Origin of the sequence: Spirillospora sp. CA-108201 (assembly GCF_050936235.1) — a bacterium.
In the GTDB taxonomy this organism is placed as follows: domain Bacteria; phylum Actinomycetota; class Actinomycetes; order Streptosporangiales; family Streptosporangiaceae; genus Spirillospora.
The window spans coordinates 6,751,288-6,766,706 of the sequence record NZ_JBNJNE010000001.1; the positions used below are offsets into that span (position 1 = coordinate 6,751,288).

At 69.0% G+C, this 15,419-nt stretch carries 13 protein-coding genes; 9 read left to right on the top strand and 4 right to left on the bottom strand.

The window, feature by feature from the left end:
* The first annotated feature begins 19 nt into the window (after positions 1 to 19).
* From ACQEU6_RS32450 to ACQEU6_RS32470, 5 genes are all read left to right on the top strand, one after another.
* Entirely contained in the window at positions 20 to 499 is a 480-nt protein-coding gene (locus ACQEU6_RS32450; RefSeq protein WP_499336943.1) for a low molecular weight protein-tyrosine-phosphatase, read from the top strand.
* Positions 489 to 1,340, top strand: a complete 852-nt coding sequence (locus tag ACQEU6_RS32455; protein ID WP_499336945.1) for a fructosamine kinase family protein — start codon at positions 489 to 491, stop codon at positions 1,338 to 1,340. Before ACQEU6_RS32450 ends, ACQEU6_RS32455 begins: the two co-directional genes overlap by 11 nt.
* A 103-nt stretch (positions 1,341 to 1,443) precedes the next feature.
* Complete coding sequence (locus ACQEU6_RS32460; RefSeq protein WP_499336947.1) at positions 1,444 to 2,427, top strand: TolB-like translocation protein; 984 nt, start codon at positions 1,444 to 1,446, stop codon at positions 2,425 to 2,427.
* Positions 2,428 to 2,476: 49 nt separating this feature from the next.
* Positions 2,477 to 3,313, top strand: a complete 837-nt coding sequence (locus ACQEU6_RS32465; protein ID WP_499340412.1) for a PSP1 domain-containing protein — start codon at positions 2,477 to 2,479, stop codon at positions 3,311 to 3,313.
* A gap of 696 nt (positions 3,314 to 4,009) precedes the next feature.
* A complete protein-coding gene (locus tag ACQEU6_RS32470) occupies positions 4,010 to 7,435 on the top strand; it encodes a P-loop domain-containing protein (RefSeq protein WP_499336948.1) in 3,426 nt (1,141 codons plus the stop codon).
* Between the two features lie 583 nt (positions 7,436 to 8,018).
* Here ACQEU6_RS32470 and ACQEU6_RS32475 read toward each other — a convergent pair.
* Complete coding sequence (locus tag ACQEU6_RS32475; RefSeq protein WP_499336950.1) at positions 8,019 to 8,984, bottom strand: hypothetical protein; 966 nt, start codon at positions 8,982 to 8,984, stop codon at positions 8,019 to 8,021.
* 63 nt (positions 8,985 to 9,047) lie between these two features.
* Between ACQEU6_RS32475 and ACQEU6_RS32480 the strand changes: the two genes are divergently transcribed.
* Entirely contained in the window at positions 9,048 to 9,188 is a 141-nt protein-coding gene (locus tag ACQEU6_RS32480; RefSeq protein ID WP_499336952.1) for a hypothetical protein, read from the top strand.
* 38 nt (positions 9,189 to 9,226) lie between these two features.
* On the top strand, positions 9,227 to 9,676 hold the full coding sequence (locus tag ACQEU6_RS32485; RefSeq protein ID WP_499336954.1) for a hypothetical protein: 450 nt from the start codon (positions 9,227 to 9,229) through the stop codon (positions 9,674 to 9,676).
* 250 nt (positions 9,677 to 9,926) lie between these two features.
* On the opposite strand, the gene ACQEU6_RS32490 is transcribed toward ACQEU6_RS32485, so the two are convergent.
* Entirely contained in the window at positions 9,927 to 11,072 is a 1,146-nt protein-coding gene (locus ACQEU6_RS32490) for a hypothetical protein (protein ID WP_499336956.1), read from the bottom strand.
* A 236-nt stretch (positions 11,073 to 11,308) separates the two neighbouring features.
* On the opposite strand from ACQEU6_RS32490, the gene ACQEU6_RS32495 reads away from it, so the two are divergent.
* Entirely contained in the window at positions 11,309 to 11,986 is a 678-nt protein-coding gene (locus tag ACQEU6_RS32495; protein WP_499336958.1) for a S1 family peptidase, read from the top strand.
* On the opposite strand, the gene ACQEU6_RS32500 is transcribed toward ACQEU6_RS32495, so the two are convergent.
* Positions 11,983 to 13,380: an MFS transporter gene (locus ACQEU6_RS32500; RefSeq protein ID WP_499336960.1), complete on the bottom strand. Its 1,398-nt coding sequence runs from the start codon at positions 13,378 to 13,380 to the stop codon at positions 11,983 to 11,985. The two genes, ACQEU6_RS32495 and ACQEU6_RS32500, sit on opposite strands and share 4 nt — an antisense overlap.
* A gap of 131 nt (positions 13,381 to 13,511) precedes the next feature.
* On the opposite strand from ACQEU6_RS32500, the gene ACQEU6_RS32505 reads away from it, so the two are divergent.
* Entirely contained in the window at positions 13,512 to 14,339 is an 828-nt protein-coding gene (locus ACQEU6_RS32505) for a GNAT family N-acetyltransferase (RefSeq protein WP_499336962.1), read from the top strand.
* A 2-nt stretch (positions 14,340 to 14,341) separates the two neighbouring features.
* Here ACQEU6_RS32505 and ACQEU6_RS32510 read toward each other — a convergent pair whose 3' ends face one another.
* Positions 14,342 to 15,418 (bottom strand): fatty acid desaturase family protein, encoded by a 1,077-nt coding sequence (locus tag ACQEU6_RS32510; RefSeq protein WP_499336964.1) that lies wholly within the window; start codon positions 15,416 to 15,418, stop codon positions 14,342 to 14,344.
* Position 15,419 lies beyond the last annotated feature (1 nt).

Below are 15,419 nucleotides of genomic sequence, written 5' to 3' on the forward strand. Positions count from 1 at the left end.
CCTCGTGCATGATGGGGGGATGCCGCTCAGAGTCACCTTCGTCTGCACGGGCAACATCTGCCGCTCCCCGATGGCCGAATGGATCCTGCGCCACCACGTCGAGCAGGAGGGCCTGGACGTCGAGGTGGACAGCTCGGGCACCGGCGGCTGGCACGTCGGCGACGGCGCCGACGAGCGGACGGTCGCGGCGCTGGAGCGCGCCGGCTACCGGTCGGCGCACATCGCGCGGCAGTTCGACGCCGCCTGGTTCAACGGCTACGACATGATCATCGCGATGGACGCGGGCCACGAGAAGGCGCTGCGCTCGATGGCGCCGAACTGGCAGGCGCGCGGGAGCATCTGGCGGCTGCGCGAGTTCGACCCGGACGCGGGCGGCGACCTCGACGTCCCCGACCCCTACTACGGCGGACGCGACGACTTCGACCTCGTTCTGCGGCAGGTGGAGGCGGCGATGCCCGGCCTGCTGAAGGAGATCCGCTCGGTGCTCGATGACGGCTGAGCGGCCGCGGCTGGAGCGGCTGCTCGGAACCGGCGTCGAGACGCTGCACGACCTCGGGTCCGGCCATTCCTGGACGCTGCACAGGGCCTCCCTGGCCGATGGCCGCCAGGTGTTCGCGAAGGCGGCGCCGGACCAGGCGGGCGTGTTCGCCGCGGAGGCGGCCGGGCTGCGCTGGCTGGGGGAGGCGGGCCCCGGGACCCCCGTCCCCGAGGTCGTCGCGGCGGACGACCGCATGCTCGTCCTGCCGTGGCTGCGCTCGGCCCCGCCGTCCCGCGAGGCGGCCGAACGCCTCGGACGGGAACTGGCCGCCCTGCACACCGGGAACCGCCCGGACGCCTACGGCGCGCCCTGGGACGGCTTCATCGCCGACCTCCCCTTGGACAACACCCCGGACGACCGCCCCTGGCCCGCCTGGTACGCCGAACGCCGCCTCGAACCGTTCCTGCGCCTCGGGGCCGGGCACCTCTCGTCCGGCGACGTCCGCCTGGTGGAGCGCGTCATGGCGGACATCGGGACGCTCGCCGGACCGCCGGAGCCGCCGTCCCGCATCCACGGCGACCTGTGGTCGGGGAACGTCCTGTGGACGGACGGGCGGGCGCTGCTGATCGACCCGGCCGCGCACGGCGGGCACCGCGAGACCGACCTCGCGATGATGGCGCTGTTCGGAACACCGCACCTCGACACCGTGCTCGCCGCCTACGATGAGGCGGCGCCCCTGGCGGACGGATGGCGTTACCGCGTCCCGCTCCACCAGCTGCACCCGCTGCTCGTCCACGTGGCGCTGTTCGGCGGGTCGTACCGGGCGTCCCTGGCCGAGGCGGCCCGCGCGTCCCTCGGCTGACGCGGCTCACGACTTGGTAACTCCGCGTTCATGGGTTTTTGTCGCGATCCAGATGCGGTAGAAACGACGGGCGATCCGGCAGGAAGGTCAGGTAGAGAACCCCATGGACGACGGCAGGCGCGAGGACCCGGCTACCCGTCTCGGCTCGTGGAAGGGGCTCGTCCCCCTCTGCGCGGCCGCGACCGCCGCGCTGCTCATCGGAGGAGGCGTGGACGTGGTGCACCGCCACCAGCGCGCCGCCGACAAGGAGCACGAGGCCAAGCCCGCCGCGAAGGCCGAGAAGACCGGACCGCCGTTCGTCGTCGGCGTCACCGAGAAGGGCACCTCCCTCCTCGTCCGGGACGTGCGCACCGGCGCGAACGTGGGGCTGCCCGTCGCCGCCCCGCAGGGCCGCCGCTTCCACCGCGTCGCCGCGCTGAAGGACGGCTCGTACATCGTCGCGTCCCCCGGGGCCCGCGACGTCACCTTCCAGCGCTTCCGCCTGGAGGACGGACGCCCCAAGGATCTCAGGCCCCTTCCCAAGGCCACCGTCCCCGGCGTCTCCGCCGTGTGGTCGGACCTCGCCGCGAGCCCGGACGGCGCACAGCTCGCCTACGTCACCTACAAGGGCGCGAGCGCCCGCGTGGACGTCGTCACCCCGGAGACCGGTGTCCACAAGGTGTGGACGACCAGGCTGCGCGCCCGCGTCGGAAGCCTCTCCTGGTCCGGCACCACGCTGTCCTTCGTCTGGAGCCCGGTCGGCTTGGCGAGGCACCAGGTCCGCGCCCTCGACATCAGCGGCGCCGCGGGCGACCTCAAGGCCAGCAAGGCCGTCATGCGGCTGCCCAGGGGCAGCTCCAACGCCGTCATGAGCCCGGACGGCACGTCCCTTGTCGCGGCCATAGCGAAGAACTCCGAACTGACCCTCCAGACCTTCACGCTGCAGGGGAGCCCCGCCAAGACCCTGTGGACGCAGAAGGTGAAGGGCGTCCCCACCGCCCTGGACATGGCCCACACCGGCAACGGCTTCATCGCGACCGCCGGCGACCTGTACGCGCAGGGCGTCCCGGCCGTCCCGGCAGGGGATCTCGCCGACGCCGCCTGGTGAGACCTAGAGTGGGTCGCACAAAACTGGGCGAACGGAGCGAAACGTGGGCATGATGATGGCCGTCAGCTTCACCCGTTACGGCCGCCTGTTCTACCTCGATCCGGGCTCGCACAGCCCCAAGGTCGGTGACAAGGTCCTCGTCCCCACCGACTCCGGCCCCGAGGTCGCCGAGTGCGTGTGGGCGCCGCAGTGGGTCTCCGAGGACGTCGACGGCCTCCCCGAGTGCGCGGGCCCCGCCACCGACGAGCACCTCGCCCGCGACGAGGCCAACCGCCGCCGCCGCGCCGAGGGCCGGTCCATCGCCAAGCGCCTCATCCGCAAGCACGACCTCCCGATGAAGGTCATCGGCGTCGACTACCTCGACGCCGACAACGTCTTCAAGATCTACTTCACCGCCCCGCACCGCGTCGACTTCCGCGCCCTCGTCCGCGACCTGGCCCGCGGCATCAAGGCCCGCGTCGAACTGCGCCAGGTCGGCCCCCGCGACGAGGCCCGCCTCCAGGGCGGCATCGGCCCCTGCGGCCGCGACCTGTGCTGCGCCACCTTCCTCAAGGACTTCGAGCCCGTCTCCGTCCGCATGGCGAAGGAACAGGACCTCCCGGTCAACCCCCTCCGCATAGCCGGCGCCTGCGGCCGCCTGATGTGCTGCCTCAAGTACGAGCACCCGTTGTATGTCAAGGCGCACGACAGCATGCCGAAGCTGGGATCGCGCGTGGACACCCCGAACGGCCCAGGCCAGGTCGTGGGCCGCAACGTCCCCTCAGACAAGGTCACGGTCCGCCTCAACAGCGGAGGCCGCTGCTCCTGCCCCTCAGCCTCAGTCTGCTCCCCCCGCCAACAACACGAAGCCCGCTACACCCCCACTCCCGACGAGACCGCTACGTGAACTCTCTGCTACTCGTCGAAGCGACCAGTGGAGAGCGCGAAGACGATCTGGCTGCGCACGGTGAACCCCCGGTCACCGATCGCCCCAAGCCCTGAGCTGACTTCAGCCAGGCAACGGCGATCGCCGGGCCCAAATGCCGAGCAACCTGGACAGATCTCATAGGAGGATTCCAAGCGACGACTGTCCGGCAGGGATGGCTTCTTGTAATTGCTGAGGCCGTTGACCTAGTTGGATCTTATCTTCTAGCTCTCGGTAACATTTGGTGATCTTGAGGGAAGATGGCGGAATGCATGGTGGGCGGGTCGCACTGATTGCGACGGGTGTCGTGGTAGCGGTGTTGGCAGTCTTGTTCCTGGTTTTGAAATGGGACGACGCCAACAAGATTGCGACTAGTGCCTCGGCCTTGGCGGGGGTTGCTGCGGTAGGGGTGGCGGTGTGGGCGGCCTGGCCGGTGGTCGGGGGAGGCCGCTCAGGTGTGCGTGTGTCTCGGACGGGGAAGGCGACGGCGGGGCATGGGGGAAGGGCGAACACAGGACTCTCGGCGGGTGGTTCGGTACCGGATGGCGTCCGGGTGGATCGCACGGGCGATGCTGAGGGCGGGGATGCCAATAGCGGGGTGGAGTCGCGTTGACGAGGCGACCCTGGTGGGGTTGGGTTCGCCGGTCGGGGAGCGCGTCGGGTGGTGATGGCGCGAATGTGAATACTGGCATCCAGAACAATTATTACGGAATGCGAGCGACGGGTCCTTTTCGCTCGGCATATGCGCGGCAGGTTGAGCAGATTTTCTCCGGTGAACTGAAGGATCGCCGAGCGGAACTTGAAGAGCTGGCAGAGTTCTGCGCATGCTCGGAAGGATCTGGATATGTGTGGTGGCAAGCTCCGGCATGGGCCGGCAAGTCGGCGTTGCTGGCGTCTTTTGTGCAGAATCCGCCGGCGGGGGTCCGTGTGGTGTCGTTTTTCATCACTGCACGCCTTGCGGGCCAGAGCGATCGGACCGCATTTTTGGCTGCAGTGTTGGAGCAATTGGCGGAGTTGACGGGCCAAGCGCTGCCGGATGTGTTGACTGAGTCGAATAGCCAGCAGTGGTTCTTGCAACTGCTGGAGGAGGCTGCGGGCAAGTGCGCGGCTGACGGATGCCGACTGGTGCTCGTGGTCGATGGATTGGACGAGGACCGGGGTGTGCGACGTAGCAGGGATGCTCACAGCATCGCCGCTTTGTTGCCCGGGCGGCCTCCTGAAGGGGTGCGCGTCGTGGTGTCAGGCCGTCCGAACCCGCCAGTACCGGGGGACGTGCCGGACTGGCATCCGCTGCGCGACCAGGGAATTGTCCGTCCGTTGCGGACTTCTGATTGGGCGGTGGCGTTTCGAGCCGCAGCCGAGCGCGAGTTGTCAGACCTCTTGGACGGCGGCGGGGTAGGCCGTGACCTGCTTGGGTTGCTGGTAACGGCAGGAGGTGGCCTATCGGGCCGGGACTTGGCGGAATTGACAGGTGAGCCCTTGGGGGAGGTGGAACGGATCCTTCATGCGGTCACGGGCCGATCATTCACTTGTCGTGCCCCGCAGTGGGCTGACGATGGCGAGGAACTCCTTGTGCTGGCTCATGAGGAACTCGTGCAGAGTGTTCTGCGATCCCTCCGCCAAGTGGAGACTCAAGCATGGCGGGAGCGGATCCATGCCTGGGCGGAGCATTATCGAAATTCCGGTTGGCCCGAAGGGACGCCGGAATATTTACTCCGCGGCTACCTTCAACTGCTTCACAAGATCGGCGATCTGCCGCGCATGCGAACACTGATCGCCGATCAAGAACGTTTGGACCGTATGCTGGATGTCAGCAAAGGTGATGGCGCGGCAATAGCTGACGTTGTCGCCGTTCTGGAGTACATTCGTGACCAGCCTAGCCCTCACTTGGCCTCGGCACTCCAAGTTGCTTTGACCCGGCAACGCCTTATCCAGCGCAATAGCAACATCCCCGTAGGACTTCCGGCTGCCTGGGCACGTCTGGGAAATCTCAACCGTGCCCTCGCATTGGCCCGTTCTCTCGGCGATCCTCAGAACCAAGTAGCGGCTCTGAGTAATCTTGTCAAGGTGTTGGCTAAAGCGGGTCGGGTTGAGCGGGCTTCTGAGTTGGCCACTGAAGCCGAGAACGTCGCCCACTCCGTTCCCGATCTTTTGAGTCAAGCCTATGCACTGAGCGTCGTGGTCGACGCGCTGGTGAGCCTCGGGAGGCTAGAACAAGCTGAAACCGTCGCCCGCACCATCACCGACCCCCGCAACCAGGCGGACGCGCTGAGCAGTGTTGTCGAGGCGTTGGCTAAGGCGGGTCGGGTTGAGCGGGCCGCTGAGCTGGTTACCGAAGCTGAGACCGTTGCCCGCACCGTCAACGACCCCCAGGGTCAGGCCAATGCGCTGAGCAGTGTTGTCGAGGCGTTGGTGAAGGTGGGTGGGGTTGAGCGGGCTGCTGAGTTGGCTACCGAAGCCGAGACCGTTGCCCGCACTATAACCGACCTCCGAAACCAGGTTTACGCGCTGGGCAGAGTGGTCCGCGCGTTGATGGAGGTGGGTGGGGTTGAGCGGGCTGCTGAGTTGGTTGCCGAAGCGGAGAACGTCGCCCGCACTATCACCGACCCCCAAAACCAGGCGTACGCACTGAGGAACATTGTTTGGGTGCAGGTGAGCATGGGGAGCCTAGGACGGGCTGAAGTCGTCGCCCGGACCATCACCGACCCTCGAAGCCAGGCGGACGCACTGAGCAGTGTTGTCGAGGCGTTGGCTAAGGCGGGTCAGGTTGAGCGGGCTGCTGAGTTGGCTACCGAAGCCGAGAACGTCGCCCACTCCGTTCCCGATCTCTTGAGTCAGGCCTATGCGTTGGGCAGCGTGGTCGACGCGCTGGTGAGGATTGGGAATCTCGAACGGGCTGAAGCCGTCGCCCGCATCGTCACCACCCCCAAGCACCAGGCCTACGCGCTGAGCAGAGTGGCCCGCGCGGTGGTGGAGGTGGGTGGGGTTGAGCGGGCTGCTGAGTTGGCTACCGAAGCCGAGACCGTTGCCCGCACCATCACCGACTCCCAGAGCCATACCTATGCGCTGTGCAATCTGGTCGACGCGTTGGTGAAGGCGGGTCGGACTGAGCGGGCTGCTGAGTTGGCTACCGAAGCGGAGAACGTTGCCCGCACCATAGCCGACCCCCAGAGTCAGGTGTATGCGCTGAGCAGCGTGGTCGACGCATTGGTGAGCATGGGGAGTCTAGAGCGGGCTGAAGTTGTCGCCCGGACCATCACTAGCCCCCAGCACCGGGCAGACGCGCTGAGCAGTGTTGTCGAGGCGTTGGTGGAGGTGGGTGGGGTTGGGCGGGCTGCTGAGTTGGTTACCGAAGCGGAGAACGTTGCCCGCGCCATAAACGATCTGCTGCACCAGGTGTTTGGCATGAGCAGAGTGGCCGGCGCTTTGGTGAAGGTGGGTGGAGTTGAGCGGGCTGGTGAGTTGGCTACCGAAGCCGAGGCCCTTGCCCGCACTATCGCCGACCCCCGAAGTCAGGGGTCCGCGCTGAATAACGTTGTCTGGGCGCTGGCGAGCATGGAGAGTCTAGAGCGGGCTGAAGTTGTCGCCCGCACCATCACCGACCTCCAGAACCAGGCAAATGCGCTGAGCCTTGTGGTCCACGCGTTGGTGAAGGCGGGTCAGGTTGAGCGGGCTGCTGAGTTGGCTACCGAAGCCGAGAACGTTGCCCGCGCTATCACTGACCCCCAGGATCGGGCCTATGCGTTGAGCAGCGTGGTCGACGCGCTGGTGCGAATTGGGAGTCTGGGACGGGCTGAAGCCGTCGCCCGCACTATCACCAGCCCCCAGAGTCAGGCTTCGGCGTTGAGCAGAGTGGTGGACGCCTTGGTTGAAGCTGGACAAGTTGAGCGCGCTGAAGCTGTCGTTGGATCCATTGTCAACCCTCCGGCGGCTGCATATGCCATCGAAGCCCTCGCCAGAACAACTGACGAGGTCCGCGCTCGGCAGCTCATCTCGTCGGTAATGGTATACGCGACAGCTACGGACCTCCTCACGGCAGTTGGCATCACGTCTCCTGACGCTCTTGTTGAGGCCATTACATATGTGAGAGGGCTCAGCTGCTGATTGTGTTCGGCTTGCCTGGGGCGGAACAATCCGAAGAGGCTGCATGCCGGCCAAGGACTCGCGACCGGCCGCGGAGCCGGCAGTTGGGCGGTGTGGTTCGAGCACCCGTTGTATGTCAAGGCGCACGACAGCATGCCGAAGCTGGGATCGCGCGTGGACACCCCGAACGGCCCAGGCCAGGTCGTGGGCCGCAACGTCCCCTCAGACAAGGTCACGGTCCGCCTCAACAGCGGAGGCCGCTGCTCCTGCCCCTCAGCCTCAGTCTGCTCCCCCCGCCAACAACACGAAGCCCGCTACACCCCCTCGGACGACAGCGAGCGCAGCTAGAATCGCGTGGGGTCGGCCCCCGTTCCAGCAGGGGCGACCCGCTCGCTCGCAAGCGGAGATGAGGGCGACTTCGACTCGGAACTCGTTGTTTCGGTGGCCGAGCGTGAATGGGCTACTGCTGGCTGCGAACGCTGGGCCTGGCGTGATGCAGGCGGAGTCGGGTCGGCAGGGCTCGCGCTTCGAAAACAGATGGCCCTCCCGACGTTCGGAAGGGCCACCCGTGACCGAGGACGTCGCATGCGCGGCGCCCCTGGGGTCAGATCACTTCGACCTCCACGTGCCTTGCCAGGAATCGCGGCTCGGCACCCGGAGGCGTCTGCGAGGTGCCCTCCAGGCCCGTGATCATCGAGGCCCAGTTCACGCGGAACTCGGCGTCGGGGCCGGCGAGAGGGCGCCGTTGACGCGCCAGTTGAAGCGCCTTGCGCTCCATCTGCGGCAAGCTGGTCCCCGTGATGTCGGTGAGCCCGACCCGGCCCGGCGTGCGGGTTCGCTCGCCGGTCCGCGGGGACACGGGCACGATCGCCCGGACGTACACGGATTCCGCCCAGAAGCGGTCCGTGGTGCCCAGGCGTTCGGGCGGGTTGTTCTCCAGGCCCCTGGTGGCCCACCCCCAAGGGTGGTCGAAACCGACCTGGAGCACGGCGCCAGAGCCGAAGCACCGACGCGCCAGTTGAAGCGCCTTGCGCTCCACCTGCCGCATGCTGTTCCCCGTGACGTCGCGGAGCGTGAGCTCGACCGGCGTGCCGGCCGGCCCGCTGACCCGCCGGGACATGGGCACGACCGCCAGGACGACCACGGACGTCGTCCAGTAGCGGTCCGTGGTGCCGAGGCGCTCGGGAGTGCTCTCCAGGCCGTTCGTGAAGTTGATCTGGAACGAGGCGTCAGGGCCGAAGCACTGATGTGCCAGGTGAGCCGCCTTGCGCTTCAGTTGCCGCAGGGTGTTCCCCGTAAGGTCGTTGAGCCTGAGCTCGAACGATGTGCCAGTGCGCTCGCCGACCCGTGAGGGCATGGGCAGGGTCGCTTTGACGTACACCGTCTCCGTGCCGCCCAGGCTTTCGGACCAGTGGTTGCCCGCGACCTCGATCTCGACGCCGGGGCCGAAGAACTGACGTGCCAGGCGAAGCGCCTTGCGCGCCACCTCTTCTTCGCTCGTGCCCTTGACGTCGTTGATCCGGAGCCATTCGGTGGCACTGTTGGGGGCCTGCGGGGTGATGGTGGTCATGGATCTCTCCCGACAATTCATGACGACCTGGGGCCGTCGGTCTGCTTTGTGTGGGTACTGCCGATGACCGTCCAGCAGATCCGCGAACACGCACGAGCGGGCGCCGAGTGCTCCAACCGGCTTCGCCTCTGGAAGCGACCCGGCCCGTACTCCGCCCGCAAGCAACACGACGCCCACTACAACGCCCCTGCCGACGGCACCTGATCGAGCTGGACAGGCGGCGTGCGTGGCAGGATCCACGCATGAGCGCGCGGGTTTGGCTGCATGAGAGCGGCCAGTTCGTCCCTGGGAGCGAGTTGTTTCGCTCGGACAGGTCGTTCACGGTGTGGGCGTACACCGTCAGCCACGGTCAGTTGTTGCTGCGCACGCGGACGACCTGGCGGGACGGGGTCAGGTCGTCACGGATAGATGTGGTCTTCAAGCCGGTCCTGGCCATGAAGGTCAGGACCGAGTACAGGCACGGCCTCGTCATTCGATGCGCCGGACAAGAGGAAGCCAGGCGGATTTACGCGGAGAGCAGCGACGTTGAGCCCGGTGTCGAAGCCCACTGCCTGATTCTTGAAACGGGGAACGACCAGGACTACGTCGTGGCGCATGCCGTCGGCTGGGCGGAGGACATGGCAAGCGAGCGGGAGCCGAGTGCTCTGGCCGGCTTCGCCCCTGGCAGCGACCCAGCCCGCATCCTGGGCTGATCGGCGCGCATCGATGGCCTGCGGCGCGAGCACCCCCTCTACATGGAGTTCAAGGAGAAGGCGCCGCGTCTCGGGTCGCGCGTCAGCACCCCGGAGGGCGAGGGCCAGGTCATCGGCTACGACGTCCCCGGCGACCGCGTGACCGTGAAGGTCGGCTTCCGCCGCTGCTCCTGCCCCTCGGCCTCGGTCTGCTCCCCCCCGCCAGCAGCACGACGCCCACTACAACCCCACCGCCGACCCGAGCTGAGGGCTAGGGAGTGGAGAGGATCGCGCCTTTCCCGTCGGTCATGCCCGCCGCGAGGATCCGGGTGCTGCCGGGGATGCGGGCGATGGCGCGGGCCTCGAAGTAGCTGAGGCCGGACGCCCGGATCCCCCTGCTGGTCCAGGTGCCCTTCGGGGTCCGGTGGGCGAGGGCCGACTCCTCGGCGTTGACGTCGGTCGAGCCGATGAGCCAGATGCCGCCGTCCGCGTCGATGATCGGGGCGACCGACGGGCTGAGCCGTCCCGTCTTCTCCATGAGGCTCTCGGAGGTCCAGCGGCGTCCGTCGGCGTCGCCGTGCAGGAGGAGGGACGACAGGCGGAGGTCGTCCGGGCCAAGCGGTTCGGTACGGGTCCCGTCCATTTCGCTGGACGGGATGCCTCCGGCGCCCTCGGCCGTGATCCAGACGCCGGAGGACGTGGCGGTGATCGTGCCGAGCTGGTACTTCGTGTCCTCGAAACCGCTTCTCCTCCCGGACGGCAGGACGCCGTCCAGCGGGACGTGCCTCCAGCCGGAGCCGTCCTGGTGGTACAGCCTGTTCCCGAAGGTGAGGGCCCAGATGTCCTGGGCGGAGCGGGCGCTGGTCCGGGCGATCCGGAACGGCAGGCCGGTCTGCGACCATCCGCTCGCCGAACGGGTCCAGGCCGTTCCGGCGGCGCGCGCCCCCGTGCCGTAGACCCGGACGTCGCGCGGAGAGAACACGTCCATCGCCGTGACGGTGAATCCCGGGAGACGGCGGTCGATCGTCCAGCGCCCGCCGTCCCAGTGGAGGACGGTCGAGTCCGACCCGCCGAGGGCGACCGCCCAGACATCGTCCGCCGCGGACGCCCCCGCCGCCTTGACCGCGCCGATCCGTCCGCCCGGAAGCGCGACCCCGCTCCAGTCGCGGCCGTCCCAGTGCCTGGCCGTCGGCCGCCACACCGTGTCGTCCGGGCCGCGCCCGCCGAACGCCCACACGTCCTTCGGCCCCACCGCGACGATCTGGGGGTCGACGCGCAGCGACGCGTCCGCGACCTCCACCCGCCACCGGGCGCCGCCGGTCCCCGGGCTCCACGGCGCCGCCTCGACGGCCGGCACCCCGCAGCCCGCGAGGGCGAGCAGGGCCACGGCGCCGGTTTTCGGCAAACGAATTCTCATGCGGTCTCCATCCCGAAACGGTCGCCCCATCCTGCGCCGCGGGAAAACGCGGCGGATGAGCTCCCGTACCTAGCCGGCGCGGCCTTCCGTACTCACCGCTGACCAGGCTCTTCGCGGGGCGTCGTCGTGATGTTGCCAGAGGGGCGCGGGCAACCTTGGCACCTTCGCCCCCTTGCCGGGGCCCTCGGCCTTACGCACCATTCCGGCAAGCCGCCATTCCCCGCAGGAGGTATTCCGTGAGACTGCGCGTCGCGACCTTGCTCGCGGGCATCGTCGCCGTCCTGGCCGCCGTCAGCCCCGGCGCGTCCGCTTCGCCGAGCGGCGCCCGTCCCGTCGCGGCGCCGGGAGCGGAAGGGGGCCAGGCGATCTACGGGTCCAACGGCGTGCGCTGCACCCTGGGGTTCAACGTGCGGCAGAACGGCGCCTACCACTTCCTCACCGCGGGCGGTTGCGCCCAGGTCGGCCTCGACATCTACGCCGATCCGGGACTGACCGTCCAGCTCGGGACGGTCGTCTCCGTCACGAACCTCGCCGTCGCGCTCGTCCGGTACGTGGAGCCTTCCGTGGAGCGGCCCGGCAGCGTCCACCTCTACCCCGGCTCGCAGGACATCACGACGGCGGGCCCGCCGGTCGTCGGCCAGCGCGTCTGCCGCAGCGGGCCCACCACGGGCGTGCGCTGCGGCAGCGTGACGGCCGTCAACGTGACCGTGAACTTCCCCCAGGGGACGATCACCGGTCTGGCAAGGACGACCATATGCACGGAGCCCGGGGAGACTCCCGGGGCCCCGTACTTCTCGGGCAGCACCGCCGTCGGGCTGGGCGTCGGCGGGATCGGGGACTGCGCCGGCGGCGGCTCGTCCTTCTTCCAGCCGATCTCCCCGGTGCTCAGCGCCTTCGGCGCCGGCGTCTACTAGCGCCTGGGGAGGAGCTGGGCGAGGGCCGCGGTCACGCCGCAGAAGGCCATGACCGGGAAGAGCGACGCCCGGAAGGCGTCCGCGACCTCGCCCGGCGCGCCGTAGAAGACGATCCCGACGAGCGCGACGCCGAGGGCGTTGCCGACCTGCTGGGCGGTGGACAGGACGCCTGCGGCCGAGGCGCCGTTCCGGTCGGTCACGCCGGACAGGACGAGCGCCGACAGCGGGGCCAGGACGAACCCCATGCCCGCCCCGACGAGGGCCAGGCCCGGGATGAGCCAGCCGATGGCGTGCCCGATCGCGGCGAGCAGGAGGACGCAGCCGGCCGCCTGGACCGCGGCGCCCAAGGCGAGGACCTGGCGTCCCAGACGGGCGGCGACGGCCGTGGCGCGGGTGGACGCGGCGAAGTAGCCGGCGCCCAGGGCCGCGAAGAGCAGGCCCGACTCCAGGGCGCTGAGACCGCGCCCCTGCTGGAGGTACAGGGCGAGGTACAGGAAGAAGGACGCCATCGCCAGGGTGTAGACGAGCGCCAGGCCGCTGCCGGCGCGGAACACGGGCTCGCGGAAGAGGGCGGGCGCGACGAGCGGCGCGCCGCTGCGGCGCTGGGAGAGGGCGAACGCGGCGAGCAGGGCGGCCGACGCGGCGAGCGACGCCCACGTCCAGGCGGGCCAGCCCAGGCGGCGCCCCTCGATCAGGGGCAGGACGAGCGCGATGAGGCCGAGGGTGACCAGGACCGTTCCGGTGACGTCCAGACGGGTTCCGGCGGTGCGCGGCTGGGCCGGGACGGTCCGGCGGACGAGCGCCAGCGTCACGATCCCGACCGGGACGTTGATCAGGAAGATGCTGCGCCATCCGGTGCCGAACAGGTTCGCCTGGATCAGCGCGCCCCCGATGAGCTGCCCGAACACGCCGCCCAGGCCGAGGGCGAGGCCGTAGGCGGTGAACGCCTTGGCGCGCGCCTCCCCGGTGAACGCGCCGTTGATGATCCCGAGAACCTGCGGCATCAGGAGCGCGGCCGCGACCCCCTGCACGACCCTGGCGCCGATCAGCGCGCCGGGGCCCGGGGCGAGCCCGCACGCGAGCGAGGCGGCCGTGAACGCCGCGAGGCCGATCACGTACATCCGGCGGCGTCCGGCCAGGTCGCCGAGGCGGCCGCCGGTGATCAGCCCGCTGCCGAGCGCCAGCCCGAAACCGGCGACGACCCACTGGATCGCGGTCGCTCCGGCGCCCAGGTCGGTCTGGATGTCGGGGATCGCCACGTTCACGATGAAGAAGTCGAGCGTGGTGATGAAGACGCCGGTCAGCAGGACGAGCAGGGCGCCGAGGGACGCGGCGGCCGAGGGCGCGGCCTCGCGCGGGTGCCGTCCCGCCACTGGAGTCGCCGTGTGCGGCATGTTTCTCCTCAGGTCGTCGTTGTCCGCACCCAGACGATCTCGCCGGGGAGGTCGTGGAGGCGATGACCTGAGGGGTAATGACGCGTAATCGGCTTGTGCGGTCCGCGGCGGCCGATCTAGCGTCCCCTCCCATGGACTGGAACAGGCCCGCACGGCGGCTCGGGATCGACGACCTGGCCGCCTGCCAGCGGCTCGCCGAAGACCGCGACTGGGGGCGTGAAGACCGCAAGTGGCGGTTCCTGTTCTCGCTCGGCGACGTCTACGGCATCGAGGACGAGGAGGGCGAACTCGCCGCGGTGGCGGTTTCGACCCCCTACGGCACGGACGTCGCGGCCATCAGCATGGTGCTGGTGGCGAAACGCTGCGAACGGCGCGGCCTGGGCGGGCGCGTCATGCGGCACGCGATGGACAACACCGAGACGAAGAGCTTCTGCCTGACGGCCACCGAATATGGGCGGCCTGTGTACGAGCGTCTGGGGTACCGCTCCGTCGGGCTCTGCACGACGTACACGGGCACGGGCGAGGGGCCGTCAGGGCGGGGCGTGTCCGTGCCCGCGGAGGCGGAGGACATGCCCGCCGTCCACGCACTCGACACCGAGGTCTTCGGCGCCGACCGTTCACGGCTGGTCGACGGGCTGCCGTCGTTCTGCGAGACGTTCCATGTCGTCCGGGACGAGTCCGGCATCAAGGGGTTCGGGGGCGTGTGGCGGAACGACGGCAGGGCCGTCGTCGGCCCGGTCACCGCGCAGGACGCCGAGACCGCGCTCGCGCTCGTCGAGGAGATCGTCCCGGCGGGGCCGATCCGCCTGGACATCGACCACCGGCATCCGGAACTGGTCGACTGGGCGCGGCGGCACGGCCTGGAGCCCGCGTTCACCACCACGGTCATGGAGTGCGGCGCGCCCATCGCGAACGACCCGTCCCGCCTCCACCTGCCCGTGGCGCAGGCCCTCGGCTGACCTCAGCCGGCCTCCGGCTCCGCCGGCCTCCCGCCGGGCAGCGCATAGCGGAGGATCTTCTTCCAGGTGCCCGTGACCTGCTTCGACAGCGTGCCCGTGTGGTACGGGATGTCGTACTTGTCGCACAGCGCGCGGACGCGCGGGGCGATCTCGCCGTACCGGTTGCTCGGCATGTCCGGAAACAGGTGGTGCTCGATCTGGTGGCCGAGGTTGCCCGTCATCAGGTGGAACAGCTCGCCGCCGGTGATGTTCGCCGAGCCGCGCACCTGCCGGACGTACCACTCGCCCCTCGACTCGCCGTCCAGCCGCTCCTCCCCGAACACCTCCACGTCGCCGGGGAAGTGACCACAGAAAATGATCATGTGGGCCCAGACGTTGCGGACCACGTTCGCGGTGGCGTTCGCGGCCAGCGTGGACAGGAACTGCGGGCCGCTGAGCAGCGGGAACGCCAGGTAGTCCTTGCCCCACTGCCGCCGGACCTTGCGGCCGATCGCGCGCAGCTTCTCCCTGGTCACCGCCTCGTCGGCCGTCCCGTGCCGGATCTTGTCGATCTCCAGGTCGTGCAGCGCCACCCCGTACTCGAAGAACATCGCCAGCAGCAGGTTGGAGAGCGGCTGCGCGAGGTGCGCCGGGGACCACTCCTGCTCCGGGGCGACGCGCAGGATGCCGTAGCCGACGTCGTTGTCCTTGCCGAGCACGTTCGTGAACGTGTGGTGGACGAAGTTGTGCGAGTGCTTCCACTGCTCGGCCGGCGAGACGTTGTCCCACTCCCAGGTCGTGGAATGGATCTTCGGGTCGCGCATCCAGTCCCACTGGCCGTGCATGACGTTGTGCCCGATCTCCATGTTCTCCAGGATCTTCGCGGCGGCCAGCGTCGCGGTCCCGGCGATCCAGGCGGGCGGCAGCGCGGAGGCCAGCAGCAGCGCCCGGCCGCCGATCTCCAGCCCCCGCTGCCAGCGGATCACCCGCCGGATGTAGGACGCGTCGCGCTCGCCGAGACCGGACATGATCTCCTCGCGCAGCGCGTCCAGCTCGGCGGCGATGGTCTCGTGGTCCTCGGCCGTCAGATGGTCGGTCATG

What these genes read in the sequence shown, in the direction of transcription:
- ACQEU6_RS32455 (WP_499336945.1), top strand. Translation starts at nt 489, where the DNA reads ATGACGGCTGAGCGGCCGCGGCTGGAGCGGCTGCTCGGAACCGGCGTC.
- ACQEU6_RS32475 (WP_499336950.1), bottom strand. Translation starts at nt 8,984, where the DNA reads ATGACCACCATCACCCCGCAGGCCCCCAACAGTGCCACCGAATGGCTC.
- ACQEU6_RS32450 (WP_499336943.1), top strand. Translation starts at nt 20, where the DNA reads ATGCCGCTCAGAGTCACCTTCGTCTGCACGGGCAACATCTGCCGCTCC.
- ACQEU6_RS32500 (WP_499336960.1), bottom strand. Translation starts at nt 13,380, where the DNA reads ATGCCGCACACGGCGACTCCAGTGGCGGGACGGCACCCGCGCGAGGCC.
- ACQEU6_RS32485 (WP_499336954.1), top strand. Translation starts at nt 9,227, where the DNA reads ATGAGCGCGCGGGTTTGGCTGCATGAGAGCGGCCAGTTCGTCCCTGGG.
- ACQEU6_RS32510 (WP_499336964.1), bottom strand. Translation starts at nt 15,418, where the DNA reads ATGACCGACCATCTGACGGCCGAGGACCACGAGACCATCGCCGCCGAG.
- ACQEU6_RS32460 (WP_499336947.1), top strand. Translation starts at nt 1,444, where the DNA reads ATGGACGACGGCAGGCGCGAGGACCCGGCTACCCGTCTCGGCTCGTGG.
- ACQEU6_RS32465 (WP_499340412.1), top strand. Translation starts at nt 2,477, where the DNA reads ATGATGATGGCCGTCAGCTTCACCCGTTACGGCCGCCTGTTCTACCTC.
- ACQEU6_RS32490 (WP_499336956.1), bottom strand. Translation starts at nt 11,072, where the DNA reads ATGAGAATTCGTTTGCCGAAAACCGGCGCCGTGGCCCTGCTCGCCCTC.
- ACQEU6_RS32480 (WP_499336952.1), top strand. Translation starts at nt 9,048, where the DNA reads ATGACCGTCCAGCAGATCCGCGAACACGCACGAGCGGGCGCCGAGTGC.
- ACQEU6_RS32505 (WP_499336962.1), top strand. Translation starts at nt 13,512, where the DNA reads ATGGACTGGAACAGGCCCGCACGGCGGCTCGGGATCGACGACCTGGCC.